Annotated in this window: 24 protein-coding genes and 1 pseudogene; 12 read left to right on the forward strand and 13 right to left on the reverse strand. The window is 66.7% G+C overall.

Annotated features, from left to right (window positions below):
* Positions 1–2 precede the first annotated feature (2 nt).
* Positions 3–455, forward strand: a complete 453-nt coding sequence (locus tag ABC977_RS06265; RefSeq protein WP_369666384.1) for a hypothetical protein — start codon at positions 3–5, stop codon at positions 453–455.
* Between the two features lie 37 nt (positions 456–492).
* Here ABC977_RS06265 and ABC977_RS06270 read toward each other — a convergent pair whose 3' ends face one another.
* The 4 genes from ABC977_RS06270 to ABC977_RS06285 all read right to left on the reverse strand — a co-directional run bounded on the left by ABC977_RS06270 (position 493) and on the right by ABC977_RS06285 (position 1,928).
* Positions 493–771, reverse strand: a complete 279-nt coding sequence (locus tag ABC977_RS06270) for a type II toxin-antitoxin system RelE/ParE family toxin (protein ID WP_369666385.1) — start codon at positions 769–771, stop codon at positions 493–495.
* On the reverse strand, positions 768–1,013 hold the full coding sequence (locus ABC977_RS06275) for a ParD-like family protein (RefSeq protein ID WP_369666386.1): 246 nt from the start codon (positions 1,011–1,013) through the stop codon (positions 768–770). Before ABC977_RS06275 ends, ABC977_RS06270 begins: the two co-directional genes overlap by 4 nt.
* On the reverse strand, positions 1,010–1,585 hold the full coding sequence (locus tag ABC977_RS06280; RefSeq protein WP_369666387.1) for a DEAD/DEAH box helicase family protein: 576 nt from the start codon (positions 1,583–1,585) through the stop codon (positions 1,010–1,012). The genes ABC977_RS06275 and ABC977_RS06280 overlap by 4 nt, the downstream gene beginning before the upstream one ends.
* Positions 1,586–1,697: 112 nt before the next feature.
* The gene (locus ABC977_RS06285) at positions 1,698–1,928 is read right to left on the reverse strand and encodes a type II toxin-antitoxin system PemK/MazF family toxin (protein WP_369666388.1); all 231 of its coding nucleotides are present in this window, start codon (positions 1,926–1,928) and stop codon (positions 1,698–1,700) included.
* A gap of 291 nt (positions 1,929–2,219) precedes the next feature.
* On the opposite strand from ABC977_RS06285, the gene purL reads away from it, so the two are divergent.
* The 4 genes from purL to ABC977_RS06305 all read left to right on the forward strand — a co-directional run bounded on the left by purL (position 2,220) and on the right by ABC977_RS06305 (position 8,072).
* Complete coding sequence (purL, locus tag ABC977_RS06290; protein WP_369666389.1) at positions 2,220–6,110, forward strand: phosphoribosylformylglycinamidine synthase; 3,891 nt, start codon at positions 2,220–2,222, stop codon at positions 6,108–6,110.
* Positions 6,111–6,149: 39 nt separating this feature from the next.
* Positions 6,150–6,332, forward strand: a complete 183-nt coding sequence (locus tag ABC977_RS06295) for a hypothetical protein (protein ID WP_369666390.1) — start codon at positions 6,150–6,152, stop codon at positions 6,330–6,332.
* Positions 6,333–6,733: 401 nt separating this feature from the next.
* Positions 6,734–7,045: a hypothetical protein gene (locus ABC977_RS06300; RefSeq protein WP_369666391.1), complete on the forward strand. Its 312-nt coding sequence runs from the start codon at positions 6,734–6,736 to the stop codon at positions 7,043–7,045.
* Between the two features lie 652 nt (positions 7,046–7,697).
* Complete coding sequence (locus tag ABC977_RS06305; RefSeq protein WP_369666392.1) at positions 7,698–8,072, forward strand: DsrE family protein; 375 nt, start codon at positions 7,698–7,700, stop codon at positions 8,070–8,072.
* Positions 8,073–8,260: 188 nt separating this feature from the next.
* Here ABC977_RS06305 and ABC977_RS06310 read toward each other — a convergent pair.
* From ABC977_RS06310 to ABC977_RS06330, 5 genes and pseudogenes are all read right to left on the reverse strand, one after another.
* A pseudogene (locus ABC977_RS06310) lies at positions 8,261–8,908 on the reverse strand (DUF4372 domain-containing protein); the annotation flags it as partial.
* Between the two features lie 532 nt (positions 8,909–9,440).
* Positions 9,441–10,208 (reverse strand): sulfate/molybdate ABC transporter ATP-binding protein, encoded by a 768-nt coding sequence (locus ABC977_RS06315; RefSeq protein ID WP_369666393.1) that lies wholly within the window; start codon positions 10,206–10,208, stop codon positions 9,441–9,443.
* Between the two features lie 11 nt (positions 10,209–10,219).
* A complete protein-coding gene (gene cysW, locus ABC977_RS06320; protein WP_369666394.1) occupies positions 10,220–11,116 on the reverse strand; it encodes a sulfate ABC transporter permease subunit CysW in 897 nt (298 codons plus the stop codon).
* Entirely contained in the window at positions 11,109–11,945 is an 837-nt protein-coding gene (gene cysT, locus ABC977_RS06325; RefSeq protein WP_369666395.1) for a sulfate ABC transporter permease subunit CysT, read from the reverse strand. Before cysT ends, cysW begins: the two co-directional genes overlap by 8 nt.
* A 2-nt stretch (positions 11,946–11,947) precedes the next feature.
* Positions 11,948–12,952 carry a sulfate ABC transporter substrate-binding protein gene (locus tag ABC977_RS06330; RefSeq protein WP_369666396.1) on the reverse strand — a complete coding sequence of 335 codons (1,005 nt, stop codon included), beginning with the start codon at positions 12,950–12,952 and terminating at the stop codon, positions 11,948–11,950.
* 240 nt (positions 12,953–13,192) lie between these two features.
* Between ABC977_RS06330 and ABC977_RS06335 the strand changes: the two genes are divergently transcribed.
* Both ABC977_RS06335 and ABC977_RS06340 read left to right on the forward strand, forming a co-directional pair.
* The gene (locus tag ABC977_RS06335) at positions 13,193–13,396 is read left to right on the forward strand and encodes a hypothetical protein (RefSeq protein WP_369666397.1); all 204 of its coding nucleotides are present in this window, start codon (positions 13,193–13,195) and stop codon (positions 13,394–13,396) included.
* 1 nt (position 13,397) lies between these two features.
* Positions 13,398–14,333, forward strand: a complete 936-nt coding sequence (locus tag ABC977_RS06340) for a CysB family HTH-type transcriptional regulator (RefSeq protein WP_369666398.1) — start codon at positions 13,398–13,400, stop codon at positions 14,331–14,333.
* 522 nt (positions 14,334–14,855) lie between these two features.
* Here the strand turns inward: ABC977_RS06340 and ABC977_RS06345 are convergent.
* The 3 genes from ABC977_RS06345 to ABC977_RS06355 all read right to left on the reverse strand — a co-directional run bounded on the left by ABC977_RS06345 (position 14,856) and on the right by ABC977_RS06355 (position 18,990).
* The gene (locus ABC977_RS06345) at positions 14,856–16,202 is read right to left on the reverse strand and encodes a sulfate adenylyltransferase subunit 1 (protein WP_369666399.1); all 1,347 of its coding nucleotides are present in this window, start codon (positions 16,200–16,202) and stop codon (positions 14,856–14,858) included.
* Positions 16,203–16,249: 47 nt separating this feature from the next.
* Positions 16,250–17,164 carry a sulfate adenylyltransferase subunit CysD gene (cysD, locus tag ABC977_RS06350; RefSeq protein ID WP_369666460.1) on the reverse strand — a complete coding sequence of 305 codons (915 nt, stop codon included), beginning with the start codon at positions 17,162–17,164 and terminating at the stop codon, positions 16,250–16,252.
* Positions 17,165–17,229: 65 nt separating this feature from the next.
* The gene (locus ABC977_RS06355; protein ID WP_369666400.1) at positions 17,230–18,990 is read right to left on the reverse strand and encodes a nitrite/sulfite reductase; all 1,761 of its coding nucleotides are present in this window, start codon (positions 18,988–18,990) and stop codon (positions 17,230–17,232) included.
* Positions 18,991–19,182: 192 nt separating this feature from the next.
* Between ABC977_RS06355 and cysB the strand changes: the two genes are divergently transcribed.
* Entirely contained in the window at positions 19,183–20,124 is a 942-nt protein-coding gene (cysB, locus tag ABC977_RS06360; RefSeq protein ID WP_369666401.1) for an HTH-type transcriptional regulator CysB, read from the forward strand.
* 182 nt (positions 20,125–20,306) lie between these two features.
* Here cysB and ABC977_RS06365 read toward each other — a convergent pair whose 3' ends face one another.
* Entirely contained in the window at positions 20,307–20,615 is a 309-nt protein-coding gene (locus tag ABC977_RS06365; RefSeq protein ID WP_369666402.1) for an FCSD flavin-binding domain-containing protein, read from the reverse strand.
* Between ABC977_RS06365 and hydG the strand changes: the two genes are divergently transcribed.
* From hydG to hydE, 4 genes are all read left to right on the forward strand, one after another.
* Complete coding sequence (gene hydG, locus ABC977_RS06370; protein ID WP_369666403.1) at positions 20,564–22,042, forward strand: [FeFe] hydrogenase H-cluster radical SAM maturase HydG; 1,479 nt, start codon at positions 20,564–20,566, stop codon at positions 22,040–22,042. The genes ABC977_RS06365 and hydG overlap by 52 nt on opposite strands.
* 40 nt (positions 22,043–22,082) lie before the next feature.
* A complete protein-coding gene (locus ABC977_RS06375) occupies positions 22,083–23,468 on the forward strand; it encodes an aspartate ammonia-lyase (RefSeq protein WP_369666404.1) in 1,386 nt (461 codons plus the stop codon).
* 97 nt (positions 23,469–23,565) lie between these two features.
* Positions 23,566–24,810 (forward strand): [FeFe] hydrogenase H-cluster maturation GTPase HydF, encoded by a 1,245-nt coding sequence (gene hydF, locus ABC977_RS06380; protein ID WP_369666405.1) that lies wholly within the window; start codon positions 23,566–23,568, stop codon positions 24,808–24,810.
* Positions 24,807–26,054, forward strand: coding sequence for a [FeFe] hydrogenase H-cluster radical SAM maturase HydE (gene hydE / locus ABC977_RS06385; RefSeq protein ID WP_369666406.1), 1,248 nt, complete (start codon positions 24,807–24,809; stop codon positions 26,052–26,054). Before hydF ends, hydE begins: the two co-directional genes overlap by 4 nt.
* The last annotated feature ends 226 nt before the right edge of the window (positions 26,055–26,280 follow it).

The raw sequence follows: 26,280 nt of genomic DNA on the forward strand, positions 1-26,280 counted from the left end.
CGATGGACGACCAAGGGCAGGCCCGCGCGTGCACGGCGATCGGCGAGCGCCTTTGCCCGTTCGAGCAGAGCCTGTTGACGAACCAGGCGGATTGCCCCCAAGCGCGGCGCGTCTGCATCGCCGAGCGCCCAGGCGTCCATTGCATCAGCGACCACGCACAGGCCCGGTGCCTGGCGTTTCTCGAGCTGACCGCCGGGCAGGCGCGCTTCGCGTTGAAGATGGCCCACCCCGAGGGTCGCCTGTCGCGTGCCAAGTCGTTGCGTGTCCAGATCGGCGGCCTGCGCGGGGTCCAGGCGAGCCTGACGCCCGAGGGCGCCGATGGACCGGTGACCGACGTCGACGGCCTGCTCGGCGCGGCCATCGCCCGGTTCGGCGACCTGGAGCGCCTGCCGTTTCAGGTCATCGTGCAGCAGATCGCCGCGTATCGGCGCCCATCGTCGCGAAAGAAACGGTAGCCATCGGAACCAGCCTTCTCCCGATGGCGGTGTTCGCTCAACGCTTCAGATCGCGGTAGAAGTTCTCATGCGGCCCGACCGCCTCGAGGTAGACCAGGCGCACCCCTTCATCGACCGTGTAGCCCAGAAGATAGAGTTGACCGAGCGCGCGGAACTTGTAGACGCGCAGGGCTGCCAGGTCACCCTTCTTGCACTCCCCGATCGCGGGGTCGGCCGCGACGGTGGCCACGGCGTCGTCGACGTCCGCCGCGATGTTGGCGTGCAGCTTCTTGTAGGCACGGGCAAAGCGGCGGGTCTGGACGACGGGATAGGTCATTGGCGGCGGCCGCGCGGCTCGAACGGCGTGGCTTCCTCACGGGGCTCGGCGAGGGACGCCAACGCCTCGGCAATGAAGCTTACCGGAAGGTCCGGGTTGTCGAGCGCTGCCCGGCCCACCTTGGCCCAGTACTCGATCTGGCCCGGTATGGTGCGATGCTCGGTGGCGGCATCGGACCTGGCCTGCTCGTAGAGGGCGCGGGGGATGCGCACGGAAATGGTGTCGCTGCTTGGGTTGCTCATTGGGTCGCTCCTCTACCACATTTGTGGTCGATGAGTATAGCCGCCGACTCCCTCCCGTTAAACCGACAGAAAGACATAGATCCCGAGCACATCCACGGGCAGGAAGTGCTCCACCACGGGTTTGCGGCCGCCGGCACGGCTGGCCTCGCGTACGCGGGTGTGGGACTCGAACAGGGCCTCGGCGCGAGCAGCCGATTCCAAGTTGCGGTTTCCTCGGGCTCCGGGGTTGCCCGACGCAGGGTCTCGCCGATCACGCACTCGGGCTGGACAGGGGAGCCGAAGAGGCTCGTCGCCACCGCGGCCACCTGCTTGTGCTGTTCGGCAAAGGTTCCGCCCCCAGCGACTATGGCGGAGGTTCCGACGCACTGCATGTGCTCGGCGTCGAGTGCGTCGCGGACGCGACGAACCAGGAGCGCGACGTCGGCGCCCTGGCGGCCGCGATAGGTATGCAGCTCGTCGAGGACGAGGAAGCGGAGCCCCTGGGCCGCCCTGACGAGGCTGATCTGAACGAAGCTCGTGGTGTAGGCCGCGTAGTCGCGGACGAGCTTTTTCCGCAGTTCGAAGACGTCCACGTCCCGCTATCTCCCATCCTCAGGCCTAAGGTTCGGTCGGTCGCAGATTGGGGATCTGAATCCGAGGTGTCCGCCGCAACGCCTGTGTATCGCCAGCCTGCTGGCCGCATCCTCATCGGAACATCTCCAGCAGCACCTCGTGCCAGAGAGCGGGGTCGATGAAGCCCATCTTCTGCGTCAGGCGGCGCTTATCCACCGCGCGCAGTTGATCCAGCAGGATGCGTGCATCCTTGCCCTCGAGCGGCACCACGGGCCGACAAGCCGACGGCTGTCCCTTGCTGATGACGGGTGCGATGATCACCCGCGGCAGGACAGCGTTCATATCGAGCGTTGCAAAAGTCATCGCAGACGGCTCGCTGCGACACGCTGCAAGGACGTCCGTGTCAGCTCAGCGGTCGCCCTCGCGCCATCCAAAGTAAGCGACCATGGCCAGGGCCGCCACCAACGCGACCTGGCGCGCTCGCGAGCCTACAGGAAAGGGTCCCGAAGCCCACTCCGGGGCACGCGGCCCGTCGTGTCACGGCGCTGCCAGCTCCGCGCGGAAACGCGAACACGCCGTTGCTTGTTGCGCCCGGCCCAGCGCTCTCCAGTATCATGGCCTTTTGTCGTCGCTCACGCTGGGAGCCCTGACCCCATGCTCGTCCTTCGCGGTGCCCCCGCCCTGTCCGCCTTCCGCCTTCAGAAAATCGCCAGTCGCGTGGCCGCGGCCTTGGGCTGCGTCGTCGAGGTCCAGGCCGAGTGGATCCATGTCGTCGACCTGGCCGAGGCCTTGACCGACGCCGAACGGGCCATCCTCGATCGCTTGCTCGATTATGGCGCCCAGCGCGCGGAGCGACCCCCGACCGGGTCGCTGGCGCTGGTCATGCCGCGTCCGGGCACCATCTCGCCTTGGTCGTCGAAGGCGACCGACATCGCCAGGCGCTGCGGATTGACCAAGGTCACCCGGCTGGAGCGTGGCACGGCCTTCTATCTGACTGGCGATGACGCGGCTGTGGAAGGTCTGGCCGAACGGGCGGCGCCCTGGCTCCATGACCGGATGACGCAGTCGGTCGTCTTCGAGTGGGCGGCCGCCGAGCGTCTGTTCGTGCGCGCCGCCCCGCGACCGGTGCAGCGGGTCACCCTGCTCGAGACCGGCCGCGATGCGCTGGTGCGCGCCAACCTGGAGTTGGGACTCGCGTTGTCCGACGACGAGATCGACTATCTGACCGAGCGGTTCGGTGCCCTGGGGCGCGATCCGACCGATGTCGAGCTGATGATGTTCGCGCAGGCCAATTCCGAGCACTGCCGGCACAAGATCTTCAATGCCCGCTGGGTCCTCGACGGTGTCGCGCAGGAGCGCTCGCTGTTCGCGATGATCCGGCACACGACGGATTGTGCGCCCGACGGCGTGCTGTCGGCCTACCGCGACAACGCCGCGGTGATCCGCGGCTGGCCCGGGCAGCGCCTGTTGGTCGACCCGGCGAGCGGCCGTTATCGCGAGGTGGCCGAGGATATCCATATCCTGATGAAGGTCGAGACCCACAATCATCCGACCGCGATCGCGCCGGATCCGGGCGCGGCGACCGGTGCCGGCGGCGAGATCCGCGACGAGGGCGCGACCGGTCAGGGGGCGAAGCCGAAGGCCGGCCTGACCGGCTTCTCGGTCTCCAATCTGCGGCTGCCGGGCGCCGAGCGGCCCTGGGAGCACGACTTCGGCCGGCCGGCGCGGATCGTCTCGGCGCTCGACATCATGATCGAGGGGCCGATCGGCGCCGCGGCCTTCAACAACGAGTTCGGACGGCCCAACCTGGCCGGTTATTTCCGCACCTTCGAACAATGGGTGCCGGGACCGAACGGCCCGGAGCTGCGCGGTTACCACAAGCCGATCATGCTCGCTGGTGGGCTCGGCAACATCCGCGGCCAACACGTTGCGAAGCGGCCCTTCCCGCCCGGCACGCCACTGATCGTGCTCGGCGGCCCGGCGATGCTGATCGGTCTCGGCGGCGGGGCGGCCTCGAGCCAGGCGACCGGCACCGCGAACGAGGATCTCGATTTCGCGTCGGTGCAGCGCGCGAATCCGGAGATGCAGCGGCGCGCACAGGAGGTCATCGACCGCTGCTGGGCGCTCGGCGAGGGCAACCCGATCTTGTTCATCCATGATGTCGGTGCCGGCGGCCTGGCCAATGCGCTGCCGGAACTGGTCCACGACGCCGGTCGCGGCGGGCGCTTCGCGCTACGCTCGGTACCGACCGACGACCCGAGCCTGTCGCCGCTCGAGATCTGGTGCAACGAGGCGCAGGAGCGCTATGTCTTGGCGATCGCCGCCGGGCGGTTGGCGACCTTTCGCGCGCTGTGCGAGCGCGAGCGCTGCCCCTATGCGATCGTCGGCGAGGCGACCGAGGTCGAGGATCTGGTGCTCGAGGATGCCCGATTCGATGACCGACCGATCGACATGCCGTTGACACTCTTGTTCGGCGAGCCGCCGCGGATGCTCCGCGATGCGACCCGGCTGGCGGTGCCGAGCGGGCCGCTCGACCGCGCCGGGATGGATCCCGAAGAGGCCTTGACGCGCGTGCTGCGGTTGCCGACGGTCGCGAGCAAGGCGTTCTTGATCACGATCGGCGACCGGACCGTCACGGGTCTCGTTGCGCGCGATCAAATGGTCGGCCCCTGGCAGGTGCCGGTCGCCGATGTCGCCGTCACGCTGAGCGATTACCAGGGGGTGACCGGCGAGGCGATGGCGCTCGGCGAGCGCACGCCGGTCGCGCTGCTCGATTCCCCGGCCGCCGGTCGCCTGGCGGTCGCCGAGGCGATCACCAACATCGCGGCTGCCCCGATCGCCGCGTTGGGCGAGATCCGGCTGTCGGCGAACTGGATGGCCGCGGCCGGCCATCCCGGCGAGGATGCCCGCCTGTACGACACGGTGCGCGCGGTCGGGCTGGATCTGTGCCCGGCGCTGGGTATCGCGATCCCGGTCGGCAAGGACTCGATGAGCATGAAGACCGTGTGGGCCGCGCCGGACGGCACGACCCGCGAGATGGCGGCCCCTTTGTCGCTGATCGTGTCGGCCTTCGCGCCGGTTGGCGATGTCCGCGGTACCCTGACGCCGCAACTGCGCACCGACCAGGGCGAGACCGACTTGGTGCTGATCGATCTCGGTCAGGGCCGCAATCGGCTCGGCGGTTCGGCGTTGGCGCAGGTCTTCGAGCAGCTTGGCGAGGCGCCGCCGGATCTCGATGACCCGGCACGGCTGCGCGCGTTTTTCGCGGCGATTCAGGCGCTGCGTGCCGCGGGTCTGCTGATCGCCTACCACGATCGCTCCGACGGCGGCCTGATCGTCACCGCGTGCGAGATGGCGTTCGCCGGCCGCTGTGGTCTGACGCTCGAGCTCGACCACCTGGGGCTCGACGACCTGGCCGCCTTGTTCGCCGAGGAGCTGGGCGCGCTGGTGCAGATCCGCCGTCGCGACGCCGAGCGGGTGTTCGCGATCCTGGCCGAGCACGGGCTCGAACTCTTCAGCCGGGTCGTGGGTACCGTCGAGCAAGGCGACCAGATCCGCGTCCGGCGCCGTGGGCTGCCTGTCTTGCAGACCGAACGCTCGTGGCTGCAGCGGATCTGGAGCGAGACCAGCCAGGCGATCCAGGCGTTGCGCGATGACCCCGATTGCGCGGCCGAGGAATTCGCTCGGATCAGCGATGAGACCGACCCGGGCCTGTCGCCGCATCTGACCTTCGACCCGCAGGACGACCTCGCCGCCCCGTGGATCGCGTCCGGTGGGCGTCCGCGGGTCGCGATCCTGCGCGAGCAAGGGGTCAACGGCCAGATGGAGATGGCGGTCGCGTTCGAGCGCGCCGGGTTCGCGGCGATCGACGTGCACATGTCGGATATCGTCACGGGCCGGCTCGATCTGGCGTCGTTTCACGGGCTCGCCGCCTGTGGCGGCTTTTCGTTCGGCGACGTGCTCGGCGCCGGCGGCGGCTGGGCCAAGGGCATCCTGTTCAACGCTCGGGCGCGCGAGGTCTTCGCGGCCTTCTTCGGTCGTCCCGAGACCTTCGCGCTGGGCGTCTGCAACGGCTGCCAGATGCTGTCGACGCTGCACGCGCTGATCCCCGGCGCCGATCATTGGCCGCGTTTCGTCCGCAACCGCTCGGAGCAGTTCGAGGCGCGCCTGGCGATGGTCGAGGTAACGCCGTCGCCGTCGGTCCTGCTGGCGGGCATGGTCGGCTCGCGGTTGCCGATCGCCGTCGCGCATGGCGAAGGGCGGGCCGAGTTCCGCGATGCGGCGCATCTGGCCGAGGCCGGCGCCATCACCGCGCTGCGCTACATCGAACACGACGGCACGCCGGCCGAGCGCTATCCGGCGAACCCGAACGGCTCGCCAGGCGGGATCACCGGGCTGACCAGCACCGACGGGCGCGTGACCATCATGATGCCGCATCCGGAACGGCTGATTCGCACCGTCCAGCATAGCTGGCATCCCGACGACTGGGGCGCCGACGGCCCCTGGCTGCGGCTGTTCCGCAATGCCCGGGCCTGGGTCGGCTGACGATGTGTGCGTTACCCGTCGGGATCGATTTCTCGTGCGATGATCCGCTCGCTGATCGAGACCAACCCGAAGGGCTTCGTCGACCGCTTTGGCGATCGGGTCGCTCCGGTGCTCGCTGCGCGTGTGCTCGCACACCAGCGCCATGGCGCGCGCATCGCTTGGTTGACGCCTTCGCGTGCGCTCAGCCTACTCCTGTGGGCCCGTTGCGGACGCGCCGGGTGATCGATCGACGGACCATCCAGGATGCTCCATGCCCACATCGGTCACCGCCAAGCCACCTGACGGCGTTCTGGCCGCTCGTTCAGCAATCGTTCAGGTTTTTTCGGTTAGGATCACCGACAAGCACCGGCCAGAGGGAAGGCATGCCAGGTTGGCAACCACGCCGCACCTGAGCGGGCGCATGGCTTGGACCAGGAGAAATTGATGGTAAGGGCTGCTCGGGGTTCGCTCTCCGTGTCCCCCGCCTGCGCGGAAGGTCAGGGAGAGGTAGACCTCTATGGCGAGCGGTGTTTTCGAGATGAGAGGTGGCGATGATCCCCGCGTAGGAGAGCGGGAAATCGGGCGGTGCCCAGATCCCGGAATGCGTCTGACAACGATGCCATAACGTGTTAGAGGTGTGCGCGATGAGCCGTACTTTTGGACTCGTAGGTGCGACCGTCTTGGTTCTGATCCTGTTGCCGACGGCATCTGCCCAGCCGCCCCATCACGGCGGACTGCCGCCTGGGCTGCAGAAGAAACTCGAGCGGGGCGAACCTCTCCCACCTGGCTGGAGCGACAGAGCAGGCGTGTACGAGTACGGCTATGACCAGGCACCTTATGATCAATACGGTTATGGCCAATCGTATTACGATCCGTACGAGGCCGAGTATGTCGAAGATAAGGTTTATCGTGTGATCAGGGACCTGCGCGACATTGGGGACCTCCTGTCCCGGTAGAGGCGCCGAGCCGTCGATCTGCTGCGCGGCAGCGGCGCCACTATGATGAGTTATAGCTCGCACGAGCTGAACTCGCATTGATCAGGGCGATCCGGGAGATGACTCCGGCCGAGGTGATCGGCGAGCTCGAGACCGGAGCGCATTCGCTCACGAGCGAACGGGAGCCGGGTTCAGTCGCGATCAGCGACGCAGCACGCAGAAAGTCGCAAGTTGCGTCTTCGACTGCCGTGCCCGGCGTGTCGTCTCGACCGCGAGGGGCCGTCGAGCAGTGCCAAGGGGGTGGTGCGGCGGCTGGACCTGACCGGGCCTTTGTGGGAGCCTAGTCGAGCCCCTGGCCGAGGAAAAGCCTACTCGGCAAGCGTGAAAAGGAAGCCACGGATGCACGAGGATGGACACGGAAACAAGACCAAGTGACGGATAAGTCGGCACATGGCTGAGTCGGTCGGCGAATCCTCGTGTTATCCCGTGGCTTCTTTCATCCTTCGGGTGCCTTGCATGCGGGCATGACAGTCAGGCGGTAGCGACGGTTTGCCGGGGCATGTCGGATCCCTTGTGTTGCCGCCGCCTCGGCCCCGCGTGCGGAACAGGGCGGTGCTGCATTGCCAGGCATTGGAGCGACGAGGTCAACACCTACTCAAGAGAGGACCTGCACATGAAAGCAGCCATTGTGGTGATGTCCGATCCGCAGACCAACAGCGATGAGGCCCTGGGGCGCGTGTTCAATGCGCTCGGTGTCGCGTACGACTTCAAACAGAACGGGGACGAGGTCACGGTGATTTTCCTTGGCGCCGGTACCCGCTGGGCCGGGCAGGTGACAAAGGCCGATCACCCGCTGCATGGTATCTACAAGGCGGTCGAGGACAAGGTGGCCGGCGTCTCGGCAACCTGCTCGGATTTCTTTGGCGCCGCCGCCGACGCCGAGCAGGCCGGCTTCGCGATGCTCACCGACAACGCGGCGCCGGGAACCTCGGGTCTGCCCAGCCTGCGCGCGCTCGCGAGCCAGGGGTACCAGGTCATGATCTTCTGACGACCCGGCCAGCGCGCCGGTGCCGTGCCGGCGTCACGATGCCGGCCAGTCGCCGGTCCGTCTTGCGCCTTGGCGGTGACCGAGGATCCTCGGGGGCACCCGCGCGCCGGTGCCAGCGCTAGATCCCGGCCTCGTTGAGCACCACCAGCTCGCGCTCGGCCGCGGTGATCCGCACGCGGTAACCGGTGGCGGATGACGAAGAAGCCCCCATCCATGCGCCGCCGGAACAGTCGACGGGAGTCGACGTAGCCGCGGCCCATGATGTAGCAGGCGCCGGGCTCCGGCACCAAGATGTCCAGCACATTGACGTCGTGTAGCTTGCCATCGGAAAGATGGATGAAGGTCGGGATGTTGCCGCGCAGATCCAGCAGGGTATGAAGCTTCACAGCGGACTTGGTGGAGCGAAACAGCGCCCACGGAAACACCGACAGGCACAGATCGATGATGGAGGCGTCGAGCGCATAGGTGGTGTTGTCGAGCTCGAGCTCCAGATCCTCCTCGGCATACAGCGGGCGGGCGATGCCAATCAGCGCCTGAGCGAGGTCGGCATCGATGCGCCAATCGCGCCGTTCGTTGGCGTCGGCCAGGGTGCTTCGCGACACCTGACCACGAATGCCCATGTGCTAGAGCTTGTGTTTCTGGGCGCGCAGGCAGGCCTCGATGTCGCGCAGACTCTCGCGAAAGGTGAGCTGCGCAAACGCCATGCAAAGGTATTGATCGAGACAGGAGAAGGTCTTCGTGTAGCGGTTGCCGCCGTAGCGCGCGACGCAACGCCGGACGGTGTGCATAGGCAAACGATCGATGACCTGGGCGAAAACGAGCCGACCGACATGCATGAGGGCGTCCCCAAAATCCCTGAAACAGGACATTTCGGAGACCCCCGCGCCGCTTCAAATCGGTGACACCTAGAAATCGACCTTTTTGCATCGCTCTACGGATGGTTATGCGGCTAGGTGCAAAGTCTCCCCGGACAGTAGTGGCAGCAGGCAGAGGTGCTGTCTGAGAGATGGGCGGCTTGAATGCCCAGCCAAGAAGCGGTGTCGCACACGCGATAAGTCAGCGACGTATTGGAGCGGGCCAAGGAGGTACCAATCGACTGCTACCGCTTGACCGGCAAGCCGGCCGCCGAACTCAGGTGAAGGCACTCGGGTATGGCGTCGACACATCGCTCGACGAGCGTTGCACCAGGACCGAAGTGGCCAATCCTCCGCTCGCTAGTGGACAGCCAAAGGCGCCGACACTCCCACGCAACCGCGCATGCGCTCGGAATCCATGCGGGCCTGCGGGCACCTCTTCTCGCGCGACGGGCATCGCGCATCCGTCCATGCCCGGTTTCCCGGGCGATCAGGTCAAGGGTGGGCACATCGGTCATGCCGTTTTCAACTTGCGCACCAGCAGAGGTCTGACGTGAGCGCGGCTGTCCGTGATGAACTCGCGCACGAATGCGGTTCTCGGATGGGCACGAATGTCCTCGGGTGTGCCGACCTGCTCGATGCGCCCCATCGACATCACCACCACCAGATCGGCGAGTTCCATCGCCTCTTCCTGGTCATGAGTGACGAAGACCGTCGTGAGGCCGGTACGGTCGTGGATATCGCGCAGGCCGCCACGAAGCTCTTTGCGGACCTTGGCGTCGAGCGCGCCGAAGGGCTCGTCGAGGAGCAGCATGCGTGGCTCGATCGCCAGCGCGCGCGCGAGCGCAACGCGCTGGCGTTGTCCGCCCGAGAGTTGGTTCGGATAGCGCCGGCCGATGTCGGGCAACTTGATGAGTTCGAGGAGCTCTTGCACCCGCCGCGCGATCTCGGCCCTCGGCGGGCGCGTCCGGCGGGGGCGGGCGCGCAGTCCGAAGGCGATGTTGTCGAAGACCTTCATGTGCTTGAAGAGCGCGTAGTGCTGGAAGACGAAGCCCGCGCGCCGCTGTTGCACGGGCATGCCGGTGGCGTCCTGGCCATCGAACAGCACCCGCCCGGAGGTCGGGAACTCCAAGCCGGCGAGGATGCGCAGGAGCGTCGTCTTGCCTGACCCGGAAGGTCCCAAGAGCGCCACGAGCTTCCCGGTTGGGATGACGAGCGACACGGGGTGGAGCGCAGCGGTGGCGCCGAAGTCCTTGGAGATCTGGTCGATGTCGATGTTCATGGCGTCCTCCGTCAGTGGTGCCGGTGTGTGGCGGCGAGCTGGTCGGCATAGGCCACTTCCAGCAACGACTTCAAGGTGAGGGTCACGAGGGCGAGCAGCGTCAAGAGTGCGGCCATCGTGAAGGCTGCTACGGCCATGTACTCGTTGTAGAACATCTCGATCATCAGCGGCATGGTCGTGGTTTCGCCGCGGATCTTGCCCGAGACGACCGCGACCGCGCCGAACTCGCCCATCGCCCGGGCGTTGCAGAGCAGGACGCCGTAGAGCAGCGCCCATTTCACGTTCGGCAGCGTCACGGTGAGGAAGGTCCGCCAGCCGCTTGCCCCGAGTGTCAGCGCGGCCTCCTCCTCGGATCGCCCCTGTTCGACCATCAGAGGAATGAGTTCGCGCGCGACGAAGGGGAAGGTCACGAACATCGTGGCGAGCACGATGCCTGGCACGGCAAAGACGATCTGGTGACCCTGCGACACCAGCCATACACCGAAGGCCGAATGCGCGCCGAACAGCAACACGAAGCAGAGTCCAGCGACGACAGGCGAAATCGAGAAGGGCAGATCGATCAGCGTGATCAGGAATGCCTTACCCCGGAAATCGAACTTGGCAATGGCCCAGGCGGCGGCCAGACCGAAGACTGCGTTCAGCGGCACCGAGATCACGGCGACAAGCAGCGTGAGCCGAATCGCCGCCTGCCCCGACGGGCTGTCGAGCGAACGCACCGCCGCAGGAAGCCCCTGCCGCAGCGCCTCGGCAAAGACGGCGAACAGGGGGGCGAAGAGCAGGAAGCCGAGGGTCAGGAGTACGAGCCCGATCAGCGCTCGGCGCACCCAGATCGGCTCGTCGGTGGCCGCGCGGTGCCGCACGATGGGCGCGGTGCATTGTGCGGTCGGGGCGGGGGTTGCTTCAGCCATAGCGCTTGCGGCTCCACACCTGGATGAGATTGATGACCAAGAGCATCGCGAAAGAGATCGCCAGCATGGAGATGGCGATGGCTACGGCGCCGTCGTAATTGAACTCCTCGAGGCGGATGACGATGAGCAGCGGCGCGATCTCGGTTCGGTTGGGGAGGTTGCCGGCGATGAAGATGACCGAGCCGTATTCGCCGACCGCGCGCGCGAGTGCGAGCGCGAAACCCGTCAGCGCCGCGGGCAGCAGACTCGGCAGAACGACCTGCGCGAACGTGCGCAACCGTCCTGCGCCGAGCGTGGCCGAAACCTCCTCGACCTCCGTCTCGATCTCCTGTATCACCGGCTGGACGGTGCGCACCACGAAGGGCAGGCCCACGAAGACCAAAGCGACGAAGATGCCGAGCTGGGTATAGGCGACCTGGATGCCGATCGGCACGAGGAACTGGCCCAGCATCCCCTGCGGCACGTAGATCGCCGTCAGCGCGATCCCGGCGACCGCTGTCGGTAAGGCGAAGGGTAGGTCCACCGTGGCATCCAGGATCCGTCGCCCCCAAAAACGGTAGCGCACCAGCACCCAGGCGAGTGCCACGCCGAACACGAGGTTGAAGAGCGCCGCGTACAGCGAGGTCATGAACGACAAGGTCAGTGCGTTCCAGACGCGGCGCGTGTTCAGGATCCGCCAGATCTCGTCGAGGCCGATGTCGGCGCCGCGCAAGATCAGGGCGCCGATGGGGACGAGGACGATGATCGAGAGCATCGTCATCATCACCCCGAAAGCGAGCCCGAAGCCCGGCAGGGCCGAGGGCTCGCGCAAGCGCAGGGCGCGGGCCATGCTCACTCCTCGAAGATCTGGTCGAAGATGCCGCCGTCGCCGAAGTGCTCAGGCTGCACCGCGGCCCAGCCGCCATACCGGTTGACCGAGACGCGCTCGATCTCGGGGAACCGCTCGACATCCGCCGGATCGGCCGCAGAGGTATCGAAGCCGCGGTAGCCGTGCTTGAAGGTCAGGGCCTGTGCCGCAGGGCTGAAGAGGTATTGGAGATAGGCGCGTGCCGCGGCGGCCTGTTCATCGTTGTGCAGGTTGCCCTCGACCAGCGCGACGACCGGCTCGGCCAGGATCGAGACCGAGGGCAGGACGACCGCGAAGGTGTCGGTGCCGAATTCCGCGAGCGCGAGGAATGCCTCGTTCTCCCAGTTCAGCAACACGTCGCCGATGCCGCGCTGCACGAAGGTCGTGGTCGCCCCGCGCGCGGCGGTGTCGAGCACGGGAACGTTGCGGTAGACGTTGCCGACGAACTCGCGGATCTTCTCCTCGTCGCCGCCGAACTTCCGGTCGGCATAGGCCCAGGCGGCGAGGTAGTTCCAGCGCGCCACGCCCGAGGTCTTGGGGTTCGGCGTGATGACCGACACGTCCTCGCGCAGCAGGTCGTCCCAGTCCTTGATGTTCTTCGGGTTGCCCGCGCGGACGATGAAGACGATGGTCGAGGTGTAGGGCGCGGAATTCTCCGGCAGGAGTTCCTGCCAGTCTTGAGGCACCTTGCCCGTACGGCTGGCAACCGCGTCGATGTCGGCCGACATGGCCAGTGTCAACACCTGCGCGTCGAGCCCGTCGATCACCGCTCGTGCCTGCGCGCCCGACCCGCCGTGCGATTGCTGCACGCTGACCGGCGGGTTGCCTTGCGCCGTCCACCAGGTATTGAACAGTTCGTTGTATTCCCGATAGAACTCGCGCGTCGGGTCGTAGGACACATTGAGCAGGCGGGTCTCGGCCTGAGCGGCGGTCAGCGTCGATAAAGCCAGCGCGGTAGCAAGGATCAGGGGTCTGCTCGAGAATCTCATGGTCAAGGCCTCTGGTCGGCAGTGGATCGAAGGCCCGGAAGAATCCGGGGACCGCGATTAGAGCGCGTGCCCCCAGCGATGAGGAACGAACGAATTCTGCAAAGCTTATCAGCGGGTCGCGGCGAACATTGGGGTCGCCCATATTTCGTAGAGAAATAACATCATAACGATTATGTCGTTCCGGTTATTTCGCCGCTGCGTTAGCCTAGGCGCTTCGATCGCCATCCGAGATGTCCGCCGATGCCCCGACCCGTCCCCCGCCTCAACGGCTGTGCGCTGGTCGCGCTGTCGTTCGCCGAGGTCGCGGATGCCGGGCTGCTCGATCCCTGTCTCGAGGTCTCGTGCGCGCGCCACGAGGCCAGTGCTCCGGCTGGCGTTGGCGGCTATCGCCCGCCATTTGGCGAGGATGTCGGCCTCGATCTGTTTCCCCGCAAGGCGACCTAGGATGAACCTCCAACAATTGCGCATCGTGCGCGAGACCGTTCGCCGCCAATTCAACCTGACCGAGGTGGCCAGCGCCCTCTACACGGCCCAGTCGGGCGTGTCGAAGCACATCAAGGACCTGGAGGACGAGCTCGGTGTCGAGCTGTTCGTGCGGCGTGGCAAGCGGTTGCTCGGCTTGACCGAACCGGGCAAGGAGCTGATGCCGGTCGTCGAACGCCTCCTGCTCGACATCCAGAACGTCAAGCGCATCGGCGAGCAATTCGCGCAGCAGGACAAGGGGCGCCTGGCCATCGCCACGACCCATACCCAGGCCCGCTATGCGTTGCCACCGGTGGTGGCGCGGTTCAAGGCGGTATTCCCGAAGGTCGGTCTGGAATTGCATCAGTGCGGCCCGCGGGAGATCGTGGCCCTGTTGCGTGAAGGTCAGGTGGACATCGGTATTGCGACCGAGGCCCTGGCCACCGAGGACGACCTGGTGAGCTTCCCCTATTACCAGTGGCGGCACGCTCTGATCACGCCGGTGGGGCACGCGTTGGCCGAGCGGACGCCCCTGACACTCGCGGCGATCGCCGATCACCCGATCATCACCTACCATCCGGGTTATACCGGGCGTGCCCGCATCGACGCCGCCTTCGCCCGCGCCGGCTTGACCCCCGACGTGGTCATGACCGCGCTCGACGCCGACGTGATCAAGACCTATGTCGAACTCGGGCTCGGCATCGGCATCATCGCTGCGATGGCCTACCACCCGGTGCGCGACGCCGGTCTGCGGCGGCTCGATGCCGACGACCTGTTCGAGATCAACACCACCTGCGTGGCGCTGCGCCGGGGTCATTATCTGCGCGGCTACGCCCTGCGTTTCATCGAGTATTGCTCGCCCGAGTTGACCGAGGAGCGCATCAAGGAGGCCGTGCTCCCGCGTTCACCGATCCAGTGATGCCGCTATCGTCGGGCTCGGGCCAGCCCTTGCGCCCCAGCGCCTGGGGCTGGGAGGTCGTTTAGCGTCGCGCAACGTGAGCAGTGGATTCACGTGTCGATTGGCTTGGTTCTCAGACACTGGAGGTTGCATGACGAGCTCGTACGAAAATGACTTCCACGCCTGGGCCAGGCCGATGTCGGGTTACGGCGCGCGCCAGCCTACTCTTTGTCATGGACCGCCGTGTCGGCGCGCCTAACCCGACCTACGCGGCTCGTGGGCACCTTGAAAAATTCAAGGTGCCCGCGCGGGGCAAGGATGCCCCGCCATTTTCAGTCGCCTAAGCGATTGAAAATGCAGCGAAGCGGAAATCCCATTTTCGCTTCGCGTCTTGAGGAATTGCCCGGATGGCAAGTTTTCAAGGTCCCCTCGGATCGGTGCACGGCAAGGCCTGATCATCGCGCCGATTCGGTTTTCCCGCGATCAACTGCTTCCGCTGCCGGATCTTCTCGGCACCGCGCTCGGGCCGGGAACGACCGCGGACTAGGCCGGCGCGCGGCCAGTTGTCGACTCGTCCGTCGCGGGTGGGTCGATCTCGATCATGCCGGCCCCGACCGTGTTGTTGGTGCTCTCGTCGATCAGGATGAAGGCCCCGGTGGCGCGGTTGATGGCGTAGGGGTCGGGGAAGATCGGCTGGGCGAGCCTCAAGGTCAGGCGGGCGATGTCGTTCATCTCCAGTTGGGTCGCCGGCTCGCGCGCGAGGCTGTTCACATCGAGGCGGTATTCGATCCGCGCGACCTTGGCCCGGACCTCGCGGGTCGTGTGACGGAGCAGGTAGGGTCGGGCCGGGGAGAGCGGTGCCTCGCCGAGCCAGCAGACGAAGGCCGTGATCTCCTTGGTGGGGCTCGGTGCCTCGTGCGGTGCGACCAGCATGTCGCCGCGGGAGACGTCGATCTCGTCCTCCAGCAGCAGCGTGACCGACTGCTCGTGGATGGCCTTGGGCTGGCTGATGCCGCCGATCTGGATGTCCTTGATGCGGCTGGACTGCCCCGAGGGCAGGACGGTCACGGCACTGCCGCGGGCGATGGCGCCCGACTCGACTCGTCCCGAGAAGCCCCGGTAGTCGTGCAGTGCCGGGTTGAGCGCCGCGCGCGGGCGGCAGACGTACTGAACGGGAAACCGGAAGGCCTCGGGGCGCTCGGTGTGGGCGGCCGGGGTGGTCTCCAGGATCTCGAGCAGCGTCGGTCCGTGATACCAGGCGAGCGCCTGGCCGCGCTCGACGACCATGTCGCCCCGGAGGGCCGAGATCGGGATGAAGCGCACGTCGCCGATGCCGAGTCGGTCGGCGAAGGCCAGGTAGTCGGCGCGGATCGCCTCGAACGCCGGCTGGTCGTAGTCGACCAGGTCCATCTTGTTGACCGCGACGACCAGGTGCGGGATGCCGACTAGATGGGCGATGTACGAATGGCGCCGGGTCTGCGTCAGCACACCCTTGCGGGCATCGACGAGGAGGATCGCGAGGTTCGCCGTCGAGGCGGCGGTGACCATGTTGCGGGTGTACTGCTCATGACCTGGCGCATCGGCGATGATGAACTTGCGCTGACCGGTCGAGAAGTAGCGGTAGGCGACGTCGATCGTGATGCCCTGCTCGCGCTCGGCCTGGAGGCCGTCGGTCAGCAGGGACAGGTCCAGCTCGCCGAGGCCACGGCGGCCGGAGGTCTCGCGGATGGCGCTCAAGGTGTCGGCGAGGATCGCCTTGGTGTCGAAGAGCAGCCGGCCGATCAGCGTGCTCTTGCCGTCGTCGACGCTGCCGCAGGTGAGGAAGCGCAGCAGGCCGTTGTCGCGCTCGGCGAGCGCGGACAGGGCGGAGGTGTTGGGTAGGGCGGACATGGGTGGCTCCTGAATCTGGGTCGGGTGATCGGGGGGCCCGGGGCCGCTCAGAAGTAGCCGGCCCGCTTGCGCTCTTCCATCGCCGCCTCGCTGGTCTGGTCGTCCAGGCGTGTGGCGCCGCGCTCGCTCAGGCTGGTGACCGCGGTCTCGGCGAGGATCTTGTCGATCGTGTCGGCGTCGGATTCGACCGGGGCCGTGCAGGGGATGTCGCCGACGGTGCGAAAGCGCACGCGCAGGCTCTCGACCCGTTCGCCGGGGCGGGCCGGGGTCAGCGCGGTCACCGGCCGCAGCCGGCCGTTGGCGCGCACGACCCGCCGGGTATGAGCGAAGTAGATCGACGGCAGCTGGAGTCCTTCCCGGCCGATGTATTGCCAGACGTCGAGTTCGGTCCAGTCGCTGATCGGGAAGGCGCGGATGTTCTCGCCCTTGTGGGTGCGTGCGTTGTACAGGCTCCAGAGCTCTGGGCGTTGGTTCTTCGGGTCCCATTGGCCGAACTCGTCGCGGAAGCTCATGATCCGCTCCTTGGCGCGGGCCTTCTCCTCGTCGCGGCGCGCCCCGCCGATGCAGGCATCGAAGCCGAACTCCTCGATCGCCTCGAGGAGCGTGACCGACTGGTGCCTGTTGCGCGATTCGTCGGGATGTTTCAGCACCACGGTGCCGCGGGCCATCGAATCCTCGACCGAGCGCACGATCAACCGTGCGCCGAGCTCGGCGGCCCGCAGATCGCGGAAGGCGACGACCTCCGGGTAGTTGTGGCCGGTGTCGATGTGCAGCAGCGGGAACGGGAAGCAGCCGGGACGGAAGGCCTTCTCGGCGAGCCGCAGCAGGCAGATGGAGTCCTTGCCGCCGGAGAAGAGCAGCGCGGGGTTGGCGCACTGACCGGCGACCTCGCGCAGGATGTGGATCGCGTCGGCCTCCAGCCAATCGAGGTGGCTCAGCGTCTCTTTGGTCAGGGTGGTCATGGTGTTGTGCGTCAGCCCATGGGGTTGCGATGTCTCGCAGATCCGGTCTTCGAGGCCCGGATCCTTCAGTTTCCGTGTCCAATCCGCATGCATCGGGCGGCTCCAATCTCGTGTGTTGGCTGGAATGACTGGCCGGCGGGGGCGAGCCGGTGCCGGCCGGGGAGGTGCGGCGTCAGGGGGGCGTAGACGGCTTCCCGGAAGCGCGGCAGGCCGACCCGCCGCAGGGTGTCGATGAAAGGCTCGCGCGGGTGGCGGAGTTGCTGGTAGGTCTCGATCAGACGCGCGACAGCGCCCGGGATCTCTGCGGCCGCGAGTGCCGGGCCGAGGATCTCGGCAAGATGGGTGACCTGCCCCGTCTCGCCGCCGAGCGCGATCTGAAACCCGTCCTGGCCGCCTTTCTCGACCCCGCGCAGGCCGATCTGGGCGACGCCGTGGTGCGCGCAGCCGTTCACGCAGCCCGAGACGTTGAGCGTCAATTCGCCGATGTCCTGAATCAGGGCGGGATCCGCGAGGCGGTGCTGGATCGCGCGGGCGAGGCTGGCGGTCTCGGCCTTGGCCAGGTCGCAGTAACGCCCGCCCGGGCAGGCGGTGATGTCGGTTGCGAGGCCGCGATGGGGCTCGGCGAGGCCGGCTCGGAGCGCCTGCTCCCAGAGCGCGAAGAGGTCGCGTTGGGCGACGTGGGCGAGCACCAGGTTCTGCTCGCGGGTCACGCGTACCTCACCGAAGCTGTAGGCCTCGGCCCAGCGGGCGACTTGCTCCATTTGCTCGGTCGTCAGGTCGCCGGGGGCCGTCGCTGGACCCTTGGTCGACAGGGTGACCAGGGCGAAGCCGGTCTCCCGGTGGGCCTGCGTGTTGCGCTGTACCCACGCGGCGAACGCCGGGTTCGCGGCGAGGTGTCGGTGATATCGAATGTCGTCGCGCGGATCGGGCCGGTAAGCGGGCGGAGCGAAGAGCGCCTCGACCTGGCTCAGCTCGGCCTCGCTGAGCGTCAGCCGCCCGTCTGCGAGGCCGGCCCACTCCTGACGCACCAGGTGTTGGATCTGGTCCCGGCCAACCGTCTGCACCAGGGTCTTCAAGCGCGTCTTGTACGGGATGCCGCGCCGTCCGAGGCGGTCGTAGACGCGCAGGACCGCCTCGGCGTAGCTCCGCAGGTGCGGCCAGGGCAGGAAGTCCTCGATCTCCTCGGCGAGGGCTGGATTGCGTCCCAGCCCACCACCGATGACGACGCGGAAGCCGAGCGCGCCGTCGGCATCGTGGTGCAGCTCGAACCCGAGGTCGTGGACCCGGATCAGCGCCCGATCGAGCGGCGACCCGGTCACGGCGATCTTGAACTTGCCCGGCAAGTTGTCGAAGGCCGGGTGCATCAGGCTCCAGCGGCGCAGGATCTCGCACCAGGGGCGCGGATCGGCCCGCTCGTCGGCCGCCGCGCCGGCCAAGGCATCGGTCGTGATGTTGCGGATCGTCGGCCCCGAGGTCTGGATGCTGTAGAGCCCGACCTCGGCCAGTTCGGTGAGGATCGCCGGCAGATCCGCCAGTGTGACCCAATGGAGCTGGACGTTCTGGCGTGTCGTGAGGTGAGCGTAGCCGCGATCGTACTGACGGGCGATTCGGGCCAGGCGGCGCAGCTGCCGGCTCGCCAGGCGACCATACGGGATGGCGACCCGCAGCATGGGCGCCTCCCGCATGAAATAGAGCCCGTTGCGCAGCCGTAGGGGTCGGAACGCGTCCTCGGACAGCGTCCCGGCCTGGTACTGGGCGAGCTGATCGAGGAACCCGGTCAGTCGCGCATCGATGCGCTGTTGCTCGTCTGGCGTGTATCGTTCCATCTCGGCGCTCGCGGTTGGTTCGTTCGGTGCTTTATCCCGGGCCTGGCCGGATCCTGGCGGTCGGCCCGCGCGGTGCGACGGCGACCGACCTGGGGGTGTTGCGACGAGATGTTATTGACAGGAGTTTTGAAAAAGAAGGAATTTGAAGTTAGATTGATATGAAAAAAAGTTATTTGTTTTTCGCGAGGACCGATGAACCTACAACAACTGCGTTATGTGCAGGAGGTTGCTCGCCGGGGCCTGAACGTCTCGGAGGCGGCGGCGGCCCTGCATACATCGCAACCGGGGATTTCCAAGCAGATCCGCCAGCTCGAGGCCGAGCTCGGCATCGAGATCTTCGAGCGCCACGGAAAGCGCCTGGTGGAGGTCACGGAGCCGGGGCGTCAGGTGCTCGCGATCGCGTCGCGCTTGTTGGGAGAACTCGACAACCTGCGTCAGGTCGGGCGCGAGTTCAGCGACGAGAACAAAGGGCGCCTGGCCATCGCGACGACCCACACGCAGGCGCGCTACGCGTTGCCGGAGGCGATTCGTGACTTCATCGCGGCCTACCCCGACGTGGAACTCTCGCTGCATCAGGGCAACCCGCGACAGATCTGCGAGATGGTGCTCGAGGGCGAGGCGGACCTCGCGATCGCGACCGAGGCCCTCGCCGACTATGCGGACCTGCTGGTCCTGCCCTGCTACAGTTGGAATCGCGTCGTCGTTGCCCCGCTCGGTCACCCGTTGCTCGCGACCCCGTTGCTGACGCTGGAGAATCTCGCGCTCTGGCCGATCGTGACCTATGACCTGGCCTTCGCCGGGCGCCGCCAGATGGATCGGGCCTTCGAGGCGCGTGGGATCGCACCGAAGGTGGTGTTGAGCGCCGCCGACGCCGATGTCATCAAGACCTATGTCCGCATGGGGCTGGGTCTCGGCATCGTTGCGCGAATGGCTTACGATCCCGAGCAGGACGCCGACCTCGGGATGCTCGACGCTGCCCATCTGTTCGCGGCCAACGTCACCGGCATCGGGCTGCGCAGGAACGCCTGGCTGCGCGGCTTCGTCTACGCCTTCATCGAGCGCTTCGCGCCGCATCTGACGAGGGCGGTCATCGAACGGACGATGGCCGGCGGCGGCAGCGCCTTCGACATCTGACCGCGGGGTGTGGTCCCAGGGCCATGCGTGGCGTCCGGCATCCTGTCCGCCGAAGCACCGCGCGGCACCGCGAGGTCACGGTGCCTCTCGTTCCTGTCCAAGCGAGGGAGGCTTGCGGCGACGCCGCCCACTGCCCGCCATGCGTCGGAACGCATGGCCAGGCCGAGGCCTGGCCATTCTGTTCAGGTCAAGGCATCGGCCCAGATGTTTCGCGCCCAGCCCAACGCATAATCGGCCTCGAACCGATTGCGTGCCGGCGACAGGCCGCCCGCCCCAGGGACGTGACAACGCTGGTCGGAAACTGGTGTATCTTTATCCCATTGGGGTGCAGGTCGTGTTGCTGGTGGCCGGCTGGGCGATATGAGCGCCGAGTTGCGCCTCGCGGTCCCGCCGTGTGAGCGACGGGGCGACGATCCGATGTGCCTGTGGAGATGACAGCATGAGCACTCCTGCGCGCGTGGGCCGCGGGCTTTCCTCCCTCCCCGTATCACGGACCGACACCGACGCCTCCTGGCTCGATGCCGAGGCGATTGCCGCCGTCCTCGCCGACGACCGTCGTGAGGAGGCCGGGCGGGTTCGTGAGATCCTGGCCAAGGCACGCGAACTCGGGGGGCTGACCATCGAGGATGTCGCCGCCCTGATCCAGATTCAGGATCCCGCGCTGCTCGATGAACTCTTTGTCTCTGCGCGCTGGGTCAAAGAGGCGATCTACGGCAAGCGCATCGTCCTCTTCGCCCCGTTGTACATCTCCAATCTCTGTGGCAACGCGTGCAGTTACTGCGCCTTCAGCAAAGACAACACCGCGCTCAAGCGTCGCGCCCTGTCGCTCGACGAGATCGAACGCGAGGCTGAAGTCCTGATCGCGCAGGGACACAAGCGGCTGCTGCTGGTCGCCGGCGAATCCTATCCGAATGGGCTGAGGTCCGTTCTGGATGCGCTGGAGGCTATCTATGCGCTCAAGATTGGCTCCGGCGAGATCCGGCGTATCAATGTCAACCTGGCGCCCCTCTCGGTCGAGGAATTCCGCCAGCTCCATGCCATCGGCATCGGCACCTACCAGCTCTTCCAGGAGACCTACCAGCGCGACCTCTATGCCGCCGTTCATCTGGCGGGCAGGAAACGCGACATGGATTGGCGCCTGACCGCTCCCGACCGGGCCATGCAGGCGGGCATCGACGACATCGGACTCGGCGTGCTGCTCGGCCTGGGCGACTGGCGCTTCGACGTGCTGGCGCTCATGGCCCATGCGGCGCATCTCGAAGCCACCTTCGGCGCCGGTTGTCACACCATCAGCGTGCCGCGTATCGAGCCTGCTCACGGCTCGCTGCTCTCGCAATCGCCGCTGCATCCGGTGTCGGACGCGGACTTCAAGAAGCTGGTCGCTATCCTGCGCCTCGCCGTCCCCTACACCGGCCTCATCATGTCGACCCGGGAGACGGCGCAGATGCGGCGCGCGACCTATGCCCTCGGCGTGTCGCAGATCTCGGCGGGCAGCCGCACCAACCCAGGCGGCTATGCCGCCCATGCCGAGACCGTCGCCTTGCCGGACGAGGGCGCGTTGGAAGACTTCGACGCCAGCCAGTTCTCGCTCGGCGATCACCGGCCGCTCGACGAGGTGGTGCGCGAGCTGGCCGAGCTGGGCTATACCCCGTCCTTCTGCACGGCCTGCTATCGCAACGGACGCACCGGCGAGGACTTCATGCACTGGGCCAAGAGCGCTGACATCAAGGCCAAATGCGGACCTAATTCGGTTGGCACCTTCATGGAGTATCTGCTCGATTACGCCCAGCCGGAGACGGTTCTGGCCGGTGAGGCGGCTATCGCGCGCGATCTGGCCGAGATGGCCGATGCCGACCGCCGCGTCGCGAATCTGATCTTGGACCGGGTTCGCCACGGAAAGCGCGACGTCTTCTGTTGAGATGGGCGCCGGAGATTCGCGCGGATCGATCGCACCCGGCATGCGGATCGAGCGAGATCTGCTCGGTGAGCTGGCCGTGCCGGCCGACGCCTATTACGGCATCCACACGGCCCGTGCGCTCGTCAACTTCCGGCTGTTGGGGCGGCCATGCCGTCCCGAGCTGATCCGGGGCGTGGCGCAGGTCAAGCTGGCCTGCGCCCGCACCAATGCCGAACTCGGGTTCTTGCCGACGGAAGAGGCTGAGGCCATGCTCACCGCCTGCCGCGAGATCGTCGCCGGTAAGCTGCATGAGTGGATCCAGGTCGATGCCCTCCAGGGCGGAGCCGGCACCTCGCTCAACATGAATCTCAATGAGGTGATCGCCAACCGGGCGGAGGAACGGCTCGGCGGACCGCTTGGGCGTTACGAGCGCGTTCACCCCATCGATCAGGTCAATCTGCACCAGTCGACCAACGACGTCTTCCCGACCGCGCTCAAGGTCGCGGCGCTTCAGGCACTGGACCGGCTGGAACAGGCCATCGCCCGCTTGCAGTCGGCCTTCCAGGCTCAAGAGCAGGCCCACGAAGGCCTCGTCAAGATGGGCCGGACCCAGTTGCAGGACGCTTGCCCCATGACCGTCGGCGCGGCTTTCGGCGCCTGGTCCGAGGCCTTCGCCCGCGACCGCTGGCGCGTCTTCAAGTGCAAGGAGCGGCTGCGTGTGGTCAACCTGGGCGGGACCGCGATCGGCACCGGACTGACCGCGCCGCGCGACTACATCTTCCGCGTCACCGACCGGCTGCGCGAGGAGACCCGACTCAACCTCGCCCGCGCCGAGAACCTGCTCGACGCGACCCAGAACGCCGATGCCTATGTCGAGGTCTCAGGCATCCTCAAGGCCCACGCGGTCAACCTCTACAAGATCTCGTCCGACCTGCGCCTGCTGGCATCCGGCCCACGGACGGGACTGTCCGAGCTGCGCCTGCCGGCGGTCCAGGCCGGCTCCAGCGTCATGCCGGGCAAGGTCAATCCGGTCATCTGCGAAGCTGCGACCCAGGCAGCGATGACCGCGGTGGGCAACGACGCGATGATCACCCAGGCTTGTCAGTCGGGTCAGCTGGAGCTCAATGCCTTTCTGCCCCTGGTCGCCAATGCGTTGCTGGAGATGCTGGCGGTCTTGGAGCACGCCGATTCAAGCCTGGCGGAACGCTGCGTCGCGGGTATCGAAGTGAATGCCGATCACTGCCGCGAGCAGGTCGAACGCTCCTGGGCGGTCGTCACGGCACTGGTGCCGGCGCTTGGCTACGAGACGGCGTCCGGGATCGCAAAGAGGGCGGCCGAAACCGGCCAGAGCGTGCGTACCCTGGCCTTGGAGCAAGGAGTGCTCGATGCATCGACACTGGATCGGCTTCTGTCCCCGGCCGCCATGACGGCGCTCGGATTCAGGTAGTTCGGATGGATCCGTCCGGAATTGCCCAACCGGGGATCGACGATCGGCATTGCGCAACCGCTCTCGCCCCTATCACCCCGTTCCGCGAGCCTCCTCCATGCTGGACACGCCCAAGAGTTTGCGTCTGCACATCGGTCTCTTCGGTCGCCGCAATGTCGGCAAATCAAGTCTGATCAATGCCCTATTGGGGTTTCCGCTGTCGATCGTCTCCGCGGTGGCGGGCACCACGACCGACCCGGTCGAGAAGGCGTGCGAGCTGCCGCCGCTCGGCCCGGTGGTCTTCGTCGATACCGCCGGGATCGACGACGAAGGCGAGCTGGGCGGTCTGCGTAGGGCCAAGACCGCCGGGGTGCTGGAACGGGTCGACATCGCGCTACTGGTTTGCGATGAGCGCGGCTTCGGTGACGATGAACGGGCACTGATTGGCCAGCTTCAGGAGCGCCAGACGCCAATCCTCTGCGTGCTCAACAAGAGCGACCTCGGCGAGGTTTCGGATGCCGGGATCGCCGCGTTGCTGGGCGAATGCGGCGAGGTGGTGCGGGTCTCGGCGCTCGCAAACCAGAACATCGACGCGGTGAAGGAATCCATCATCCGCCTGGTGCCTGAGGACCACCTGCAGGAGCCGCCGCTGGTCGCCGACCTCATCCAGCCCGGCAGCACGGTCGTGCTGGTGGTTCCGATCGACCTTGGCGCGCCCAAGGGACGGTTGATCCTGCCCCAGGTCCAGGTGATCCGCGAGGCGCTGGATGCCGACGCCATCTGCACCCTGGTCAAGGAACGCGAGCTGTCGGCCATGTTCGAGGATCGGCGCACGCCGCCCGCGCTGGTGATCTGCGATTCGCAGGTGGTGATGAAGGCGGCAGCCGACACCCCGCCCGAGGTGCCGCTTACCACCTTCTCGATCCTGATGGCGCGCTTCAAGGCCGATCTGGTCAAGCTCTGCGCTGGCGCGGCCATGATCCATCGGCTCGAGCCGGGCGATCGGGTGCTGATCGCCGAGGCCTGCACCCACGACCTCATCTGCGACGACATCGGGCGGGTCAAGATCCCGCGCTGGCTGCGCCAGTTCGTCGGCGGCGAACTCCAGATCGATTTCAGCAGCGGTAAGCATTTTCCGGAGGAGATCGGTCACTATGACCTCATCATCCAGTGCGGCGCCTGCATGGTGACGCGCAAACACATGCTCTCCTGGCTTTATCGTGCCGAGCGCGAGGGTGTGCCCATGACCAACTATGGTGTGGCCATCTCGCTGTTGCAGGGCGTGCTGCCGCGCTCGCTGCACTGTTTCCCGGCGGCCATGCAGGCTTATCAGGACGCCTGCGCGGCGGAGGTGCCGGGATGACCAGGCTCGACGAGCTGCTGCAACAGGAGGCGTTCACCGACGCCGACATCGTGCGGCTGCTGGGACTGACGGAACCCGATGACTGCGAGCGGCTGCGTCGCACCGCCTATGATCTGACGACCCGGTTCATCGGCGACAAGGTCCATTACCGCGGCATCGTCGAATTCTCCAACCGCTGCACGCTGAACTGCCGCTACTGCGGCATCCGTCGCGACAACCGGGATCTGGAGCGTTACGACCTGAACCGGGAACAGATTATCGAAAGCGCCATCTGGGCGGCGGAGAACCACTATGGGTCGGTTTGTCTCCAGGCCGGCGAGCGGCGCGACGAGTCTTTTGTCGCGTTCGTCGAGGACTGCATCCGCGAGATCCGCGCCGGCACGGTCTCGGAGCATCTGCCCGAGGGCGCCAGCATTACGCTCTCGCTCGGCGCGCAGTCATCCGAGACCTACCAGCGCTGGCGCGAGGCCGGTGGCGAAGCGGAGTGCATGCGCTATCTGTTGCGCATGGAGACCTCGAATCCGGCACTCTTCTCGCGGCTCCACCCGCACGACTTCGCCCACGAAAAAGCCTACGCCTCACGCATCCGGGCGCTGGAGAACCTGCGCGCCGCCGGGTTCCAGGTCGGCACCGGCGGCATGATCGGTCTACCGGGTCAGACACTCTCCGATCTGTGCGCCGACATCCGTTTCTACCAGCGCCTGGACGTCGACATGCTCGGCATGGGGCCTTACATCCTTTCGCGCGGCGGCGACATGCGCGATGAGGGAATGCTGGATCCTGGCCCATTGCTGCAACTCGCGCTCAACATGCTGGCGGTCTGCCGCCTGGTGCTGCGGGATGTCAACATCGCCGCGGCGACTGCGCTGCAAGTCCTGGCCGAGGATGGACGCGAGCAGGGCATTGCTCATGGCGCCAACATCCTCATGCCCAATATCACGCCGCGCGCGGTGCGCCGGCGCTATCAGCTCTACGACGACAAGCCCTGCATCGACGAGGAGCCGACCGACTGCCGAGCCTGCCTGGCAGGACGCATCCAACGCATGGGGCGGCGGGTGGGCTGGAACGAGTGGGGCTGCTCGCGGCATTTCCACCGCCGCATGCGGCGGCCGGGCGGGACGGTTCCGGTTCCAAGGCGGGAAGCGCCTTCGGCGCTCGCGGGGATCCCGATTCAGCTCGGTTCGGTGCGCGCCACATCCGTCTCCGACCTGGGTGCTCCGCAATATCGACGGTTGCAAAAGTAATCGCAGGCGGCTCGCTGCGACACGCTGCAAGGACGTCCGTGTCAGCTCGACGGCGGGATCCCCCCCGCCGACGGTCGCCGCGAGCCGCCTCCGATGACTTTCGGGACGATTGATAGCCCGAGCATGGCGGCCGATCATGGGCGCGGTTTTGGTGGTGATTCGAACGCGCAACACTCACCCTTTTCACCCAATCGATCGCACAAGCCGCTTGTATGACGCAATTATT

Source organism: Thioalkalicoccus limnaeus (assembly GCF_041197575.1).
Classification (GTDB): domain Bacteria; phylum Pseudomonadota; class Gammaproteobacteria; order Chromatiales; family Chromatiaceae; genus Thioalkalicoccus; species Thioalkalicoccus limnaeus.

What these genes read in the sequence shown, in the direction of transcription:
- cysT (WP_369666395.1), bottom strand. Translation starts at nt 11,945, where the DNA reads ATGGCCCGCGCCCTGCGCTTGCGCGAGCCCTCGGCCCTGCCGGGCTTC.
- cysD (WP_369666460.1), bottom strand. Translation starts at nt 17,164, where the DNA reads ATGACCACCCTGACCAAAGAGACGCTGAGCCACCTCGATTGGCTGGAG.
- ABC977_RS06265 (WP_369666384.1), top strand. Translation starts at nt 3, where the DNA reads ATGGACGACCAAGGGCAGGCCCGCGCGTGCACGGCGATCGGCGAGCGC.
- cysW (WP_369666394.1), bottom strand. Translation starts at nt 11,116, where the DNA reads ATGGCTGAAGCAACCCCCGCCCCGACCGCACAATGCACCGCGCCCATC.
- ABC977_RS06375 (WP_369666404.1), top strand. Translation starts at nt 22,083, where the DNA reads ATGCGGATCGAGCGAGATCTGCTCGGTGAGCTGGCCGTGCCGGCCGAC.
- ABC977_RS06335 (WP_369666397.1), top strand. Translation starts at nt 13,193, where the DNA reads ATGCCCCGACCCGTCCCCCGCCTCAACGGCTGTGCGCTGGTCGCGCTG.
- ABC977_RS06270 (WP_369666385.1), bottom strand. Translation starts at nt 771, where the DNA reads ATGACCTATCCCGTCGTCCAGACCCGCCGCTTTGCCCGTGCCTACAAG.
- ABC977_RS06300 (WP_369666391.1), top strand. Translation starts at nt 6,734, where the DNA reads ATGAGCCGTACTTTTGGACTCGTAGGTGCGACCGTCTTGGTTCTGATC.
- ABC977_RS06340 (WP_369666398.1), top strand. Translation starts at nt 13,398, where the DNA reads ATGAACCTCCAACAATTGCGCATCGTGCGCGAGACCGTTCGCCGCCAA.
- hydF (WP_369666405.1), top strand. Translation starts at nt 23,566, where the DNA reads ATGCTGGACACGCCCAAGAGTTTGCGTCTGCACATCGGTCTCTTCGGT.
- ABC977_RS06355 (WP_369666400.1), bottom strand. Translation starts at nt 18,990, where the DNA reads ATGGAACGATACACGCCAGACGAGCAACAGCGCATCGATGCGCGACTG.
- ABC977_RS06305 (WP_369666392.1), top strand. Translation starts at nt 7,698, where the DNA reads ATGAAAGCAGCCATTGTGGTGATGTCCGATCCGCAGACCAACAGCGAT.
- cysB (WP_369666401.1), top strand. Translation starts at nt 19,183, where the DNA reads ATGAACCTACAACAACTGCGTTATGTGCAGGAGGTTGCTCGCCGGGGC.
- hydG (WP_369666403.1), top strand. Translation starts at nt 20,564, where the DNA reads ATGAGCACTCCTGCGCGCGTGGGCCGCGGGCTTTCCTCCCTCCCCGTA.
- ABC977_RS06315 (WP_369666393.1), bottom strand. Translation starts at nt 10,208, where the DNA reads ATGAACATCGACATCGACCAGATCTCCAAGGACTTCGGCGCCACCGCT.
- ABC977_RS06275 (WP_369666386.1), bottom strand. Translation starts at nt 1,013, where the DNA reads ATGAGCAACCCAAGCAGCGACACCATTTCCGTGCGCATCCCCCGCGCC.
- hydE (WP_369666406.1), top strand. Translation starts at nt 24,807, where the DNA reads ATGACCAGGCTCGACGAGCTGCTGCAACAGGAGGCGTTCACCGACGCC.
- ABC977_RS06295 (WP_369666390.1), top strand. Translation starts at nt 6,150, where the DNA reads ATGATCCGCTCGCTGATCGAGACCAACCCGAAGGGCTTCGTCGACCGC.
- purL (WP_369666389.1), top strand. Translation starts at nt 2,220, where the DNA reads ATGCTCGTCCTTCGCGGTGCCCCCGCCCTGTCCGCCTTCCGCCTTCAG.
- ABC977_RS06330 (WP_369666396.1), bottom strand. Translation starts at nt 12,952, where the DNA reads ATGAGATTCTCGAGCAGACCCCTGATCCTTGCTACCGCGCTGGCTTTA.
- ABC977_RS06345 (WP_369666399.1), bottom strand. Translation starts at nt 16,202, where the DNA reads ATGTCCGCCCTACCCAACACCTCCGCCCTGTCCGCGCTCGCCGAGCGC.
- ABC977_RS06285 (WP_369666388.1), bottom strand. Translation starts at nt 1,928, where the DNA reads ATGACTTTTGCAACGCTCGATATGAACGCTGTCCTGCCGCGGGTGATC.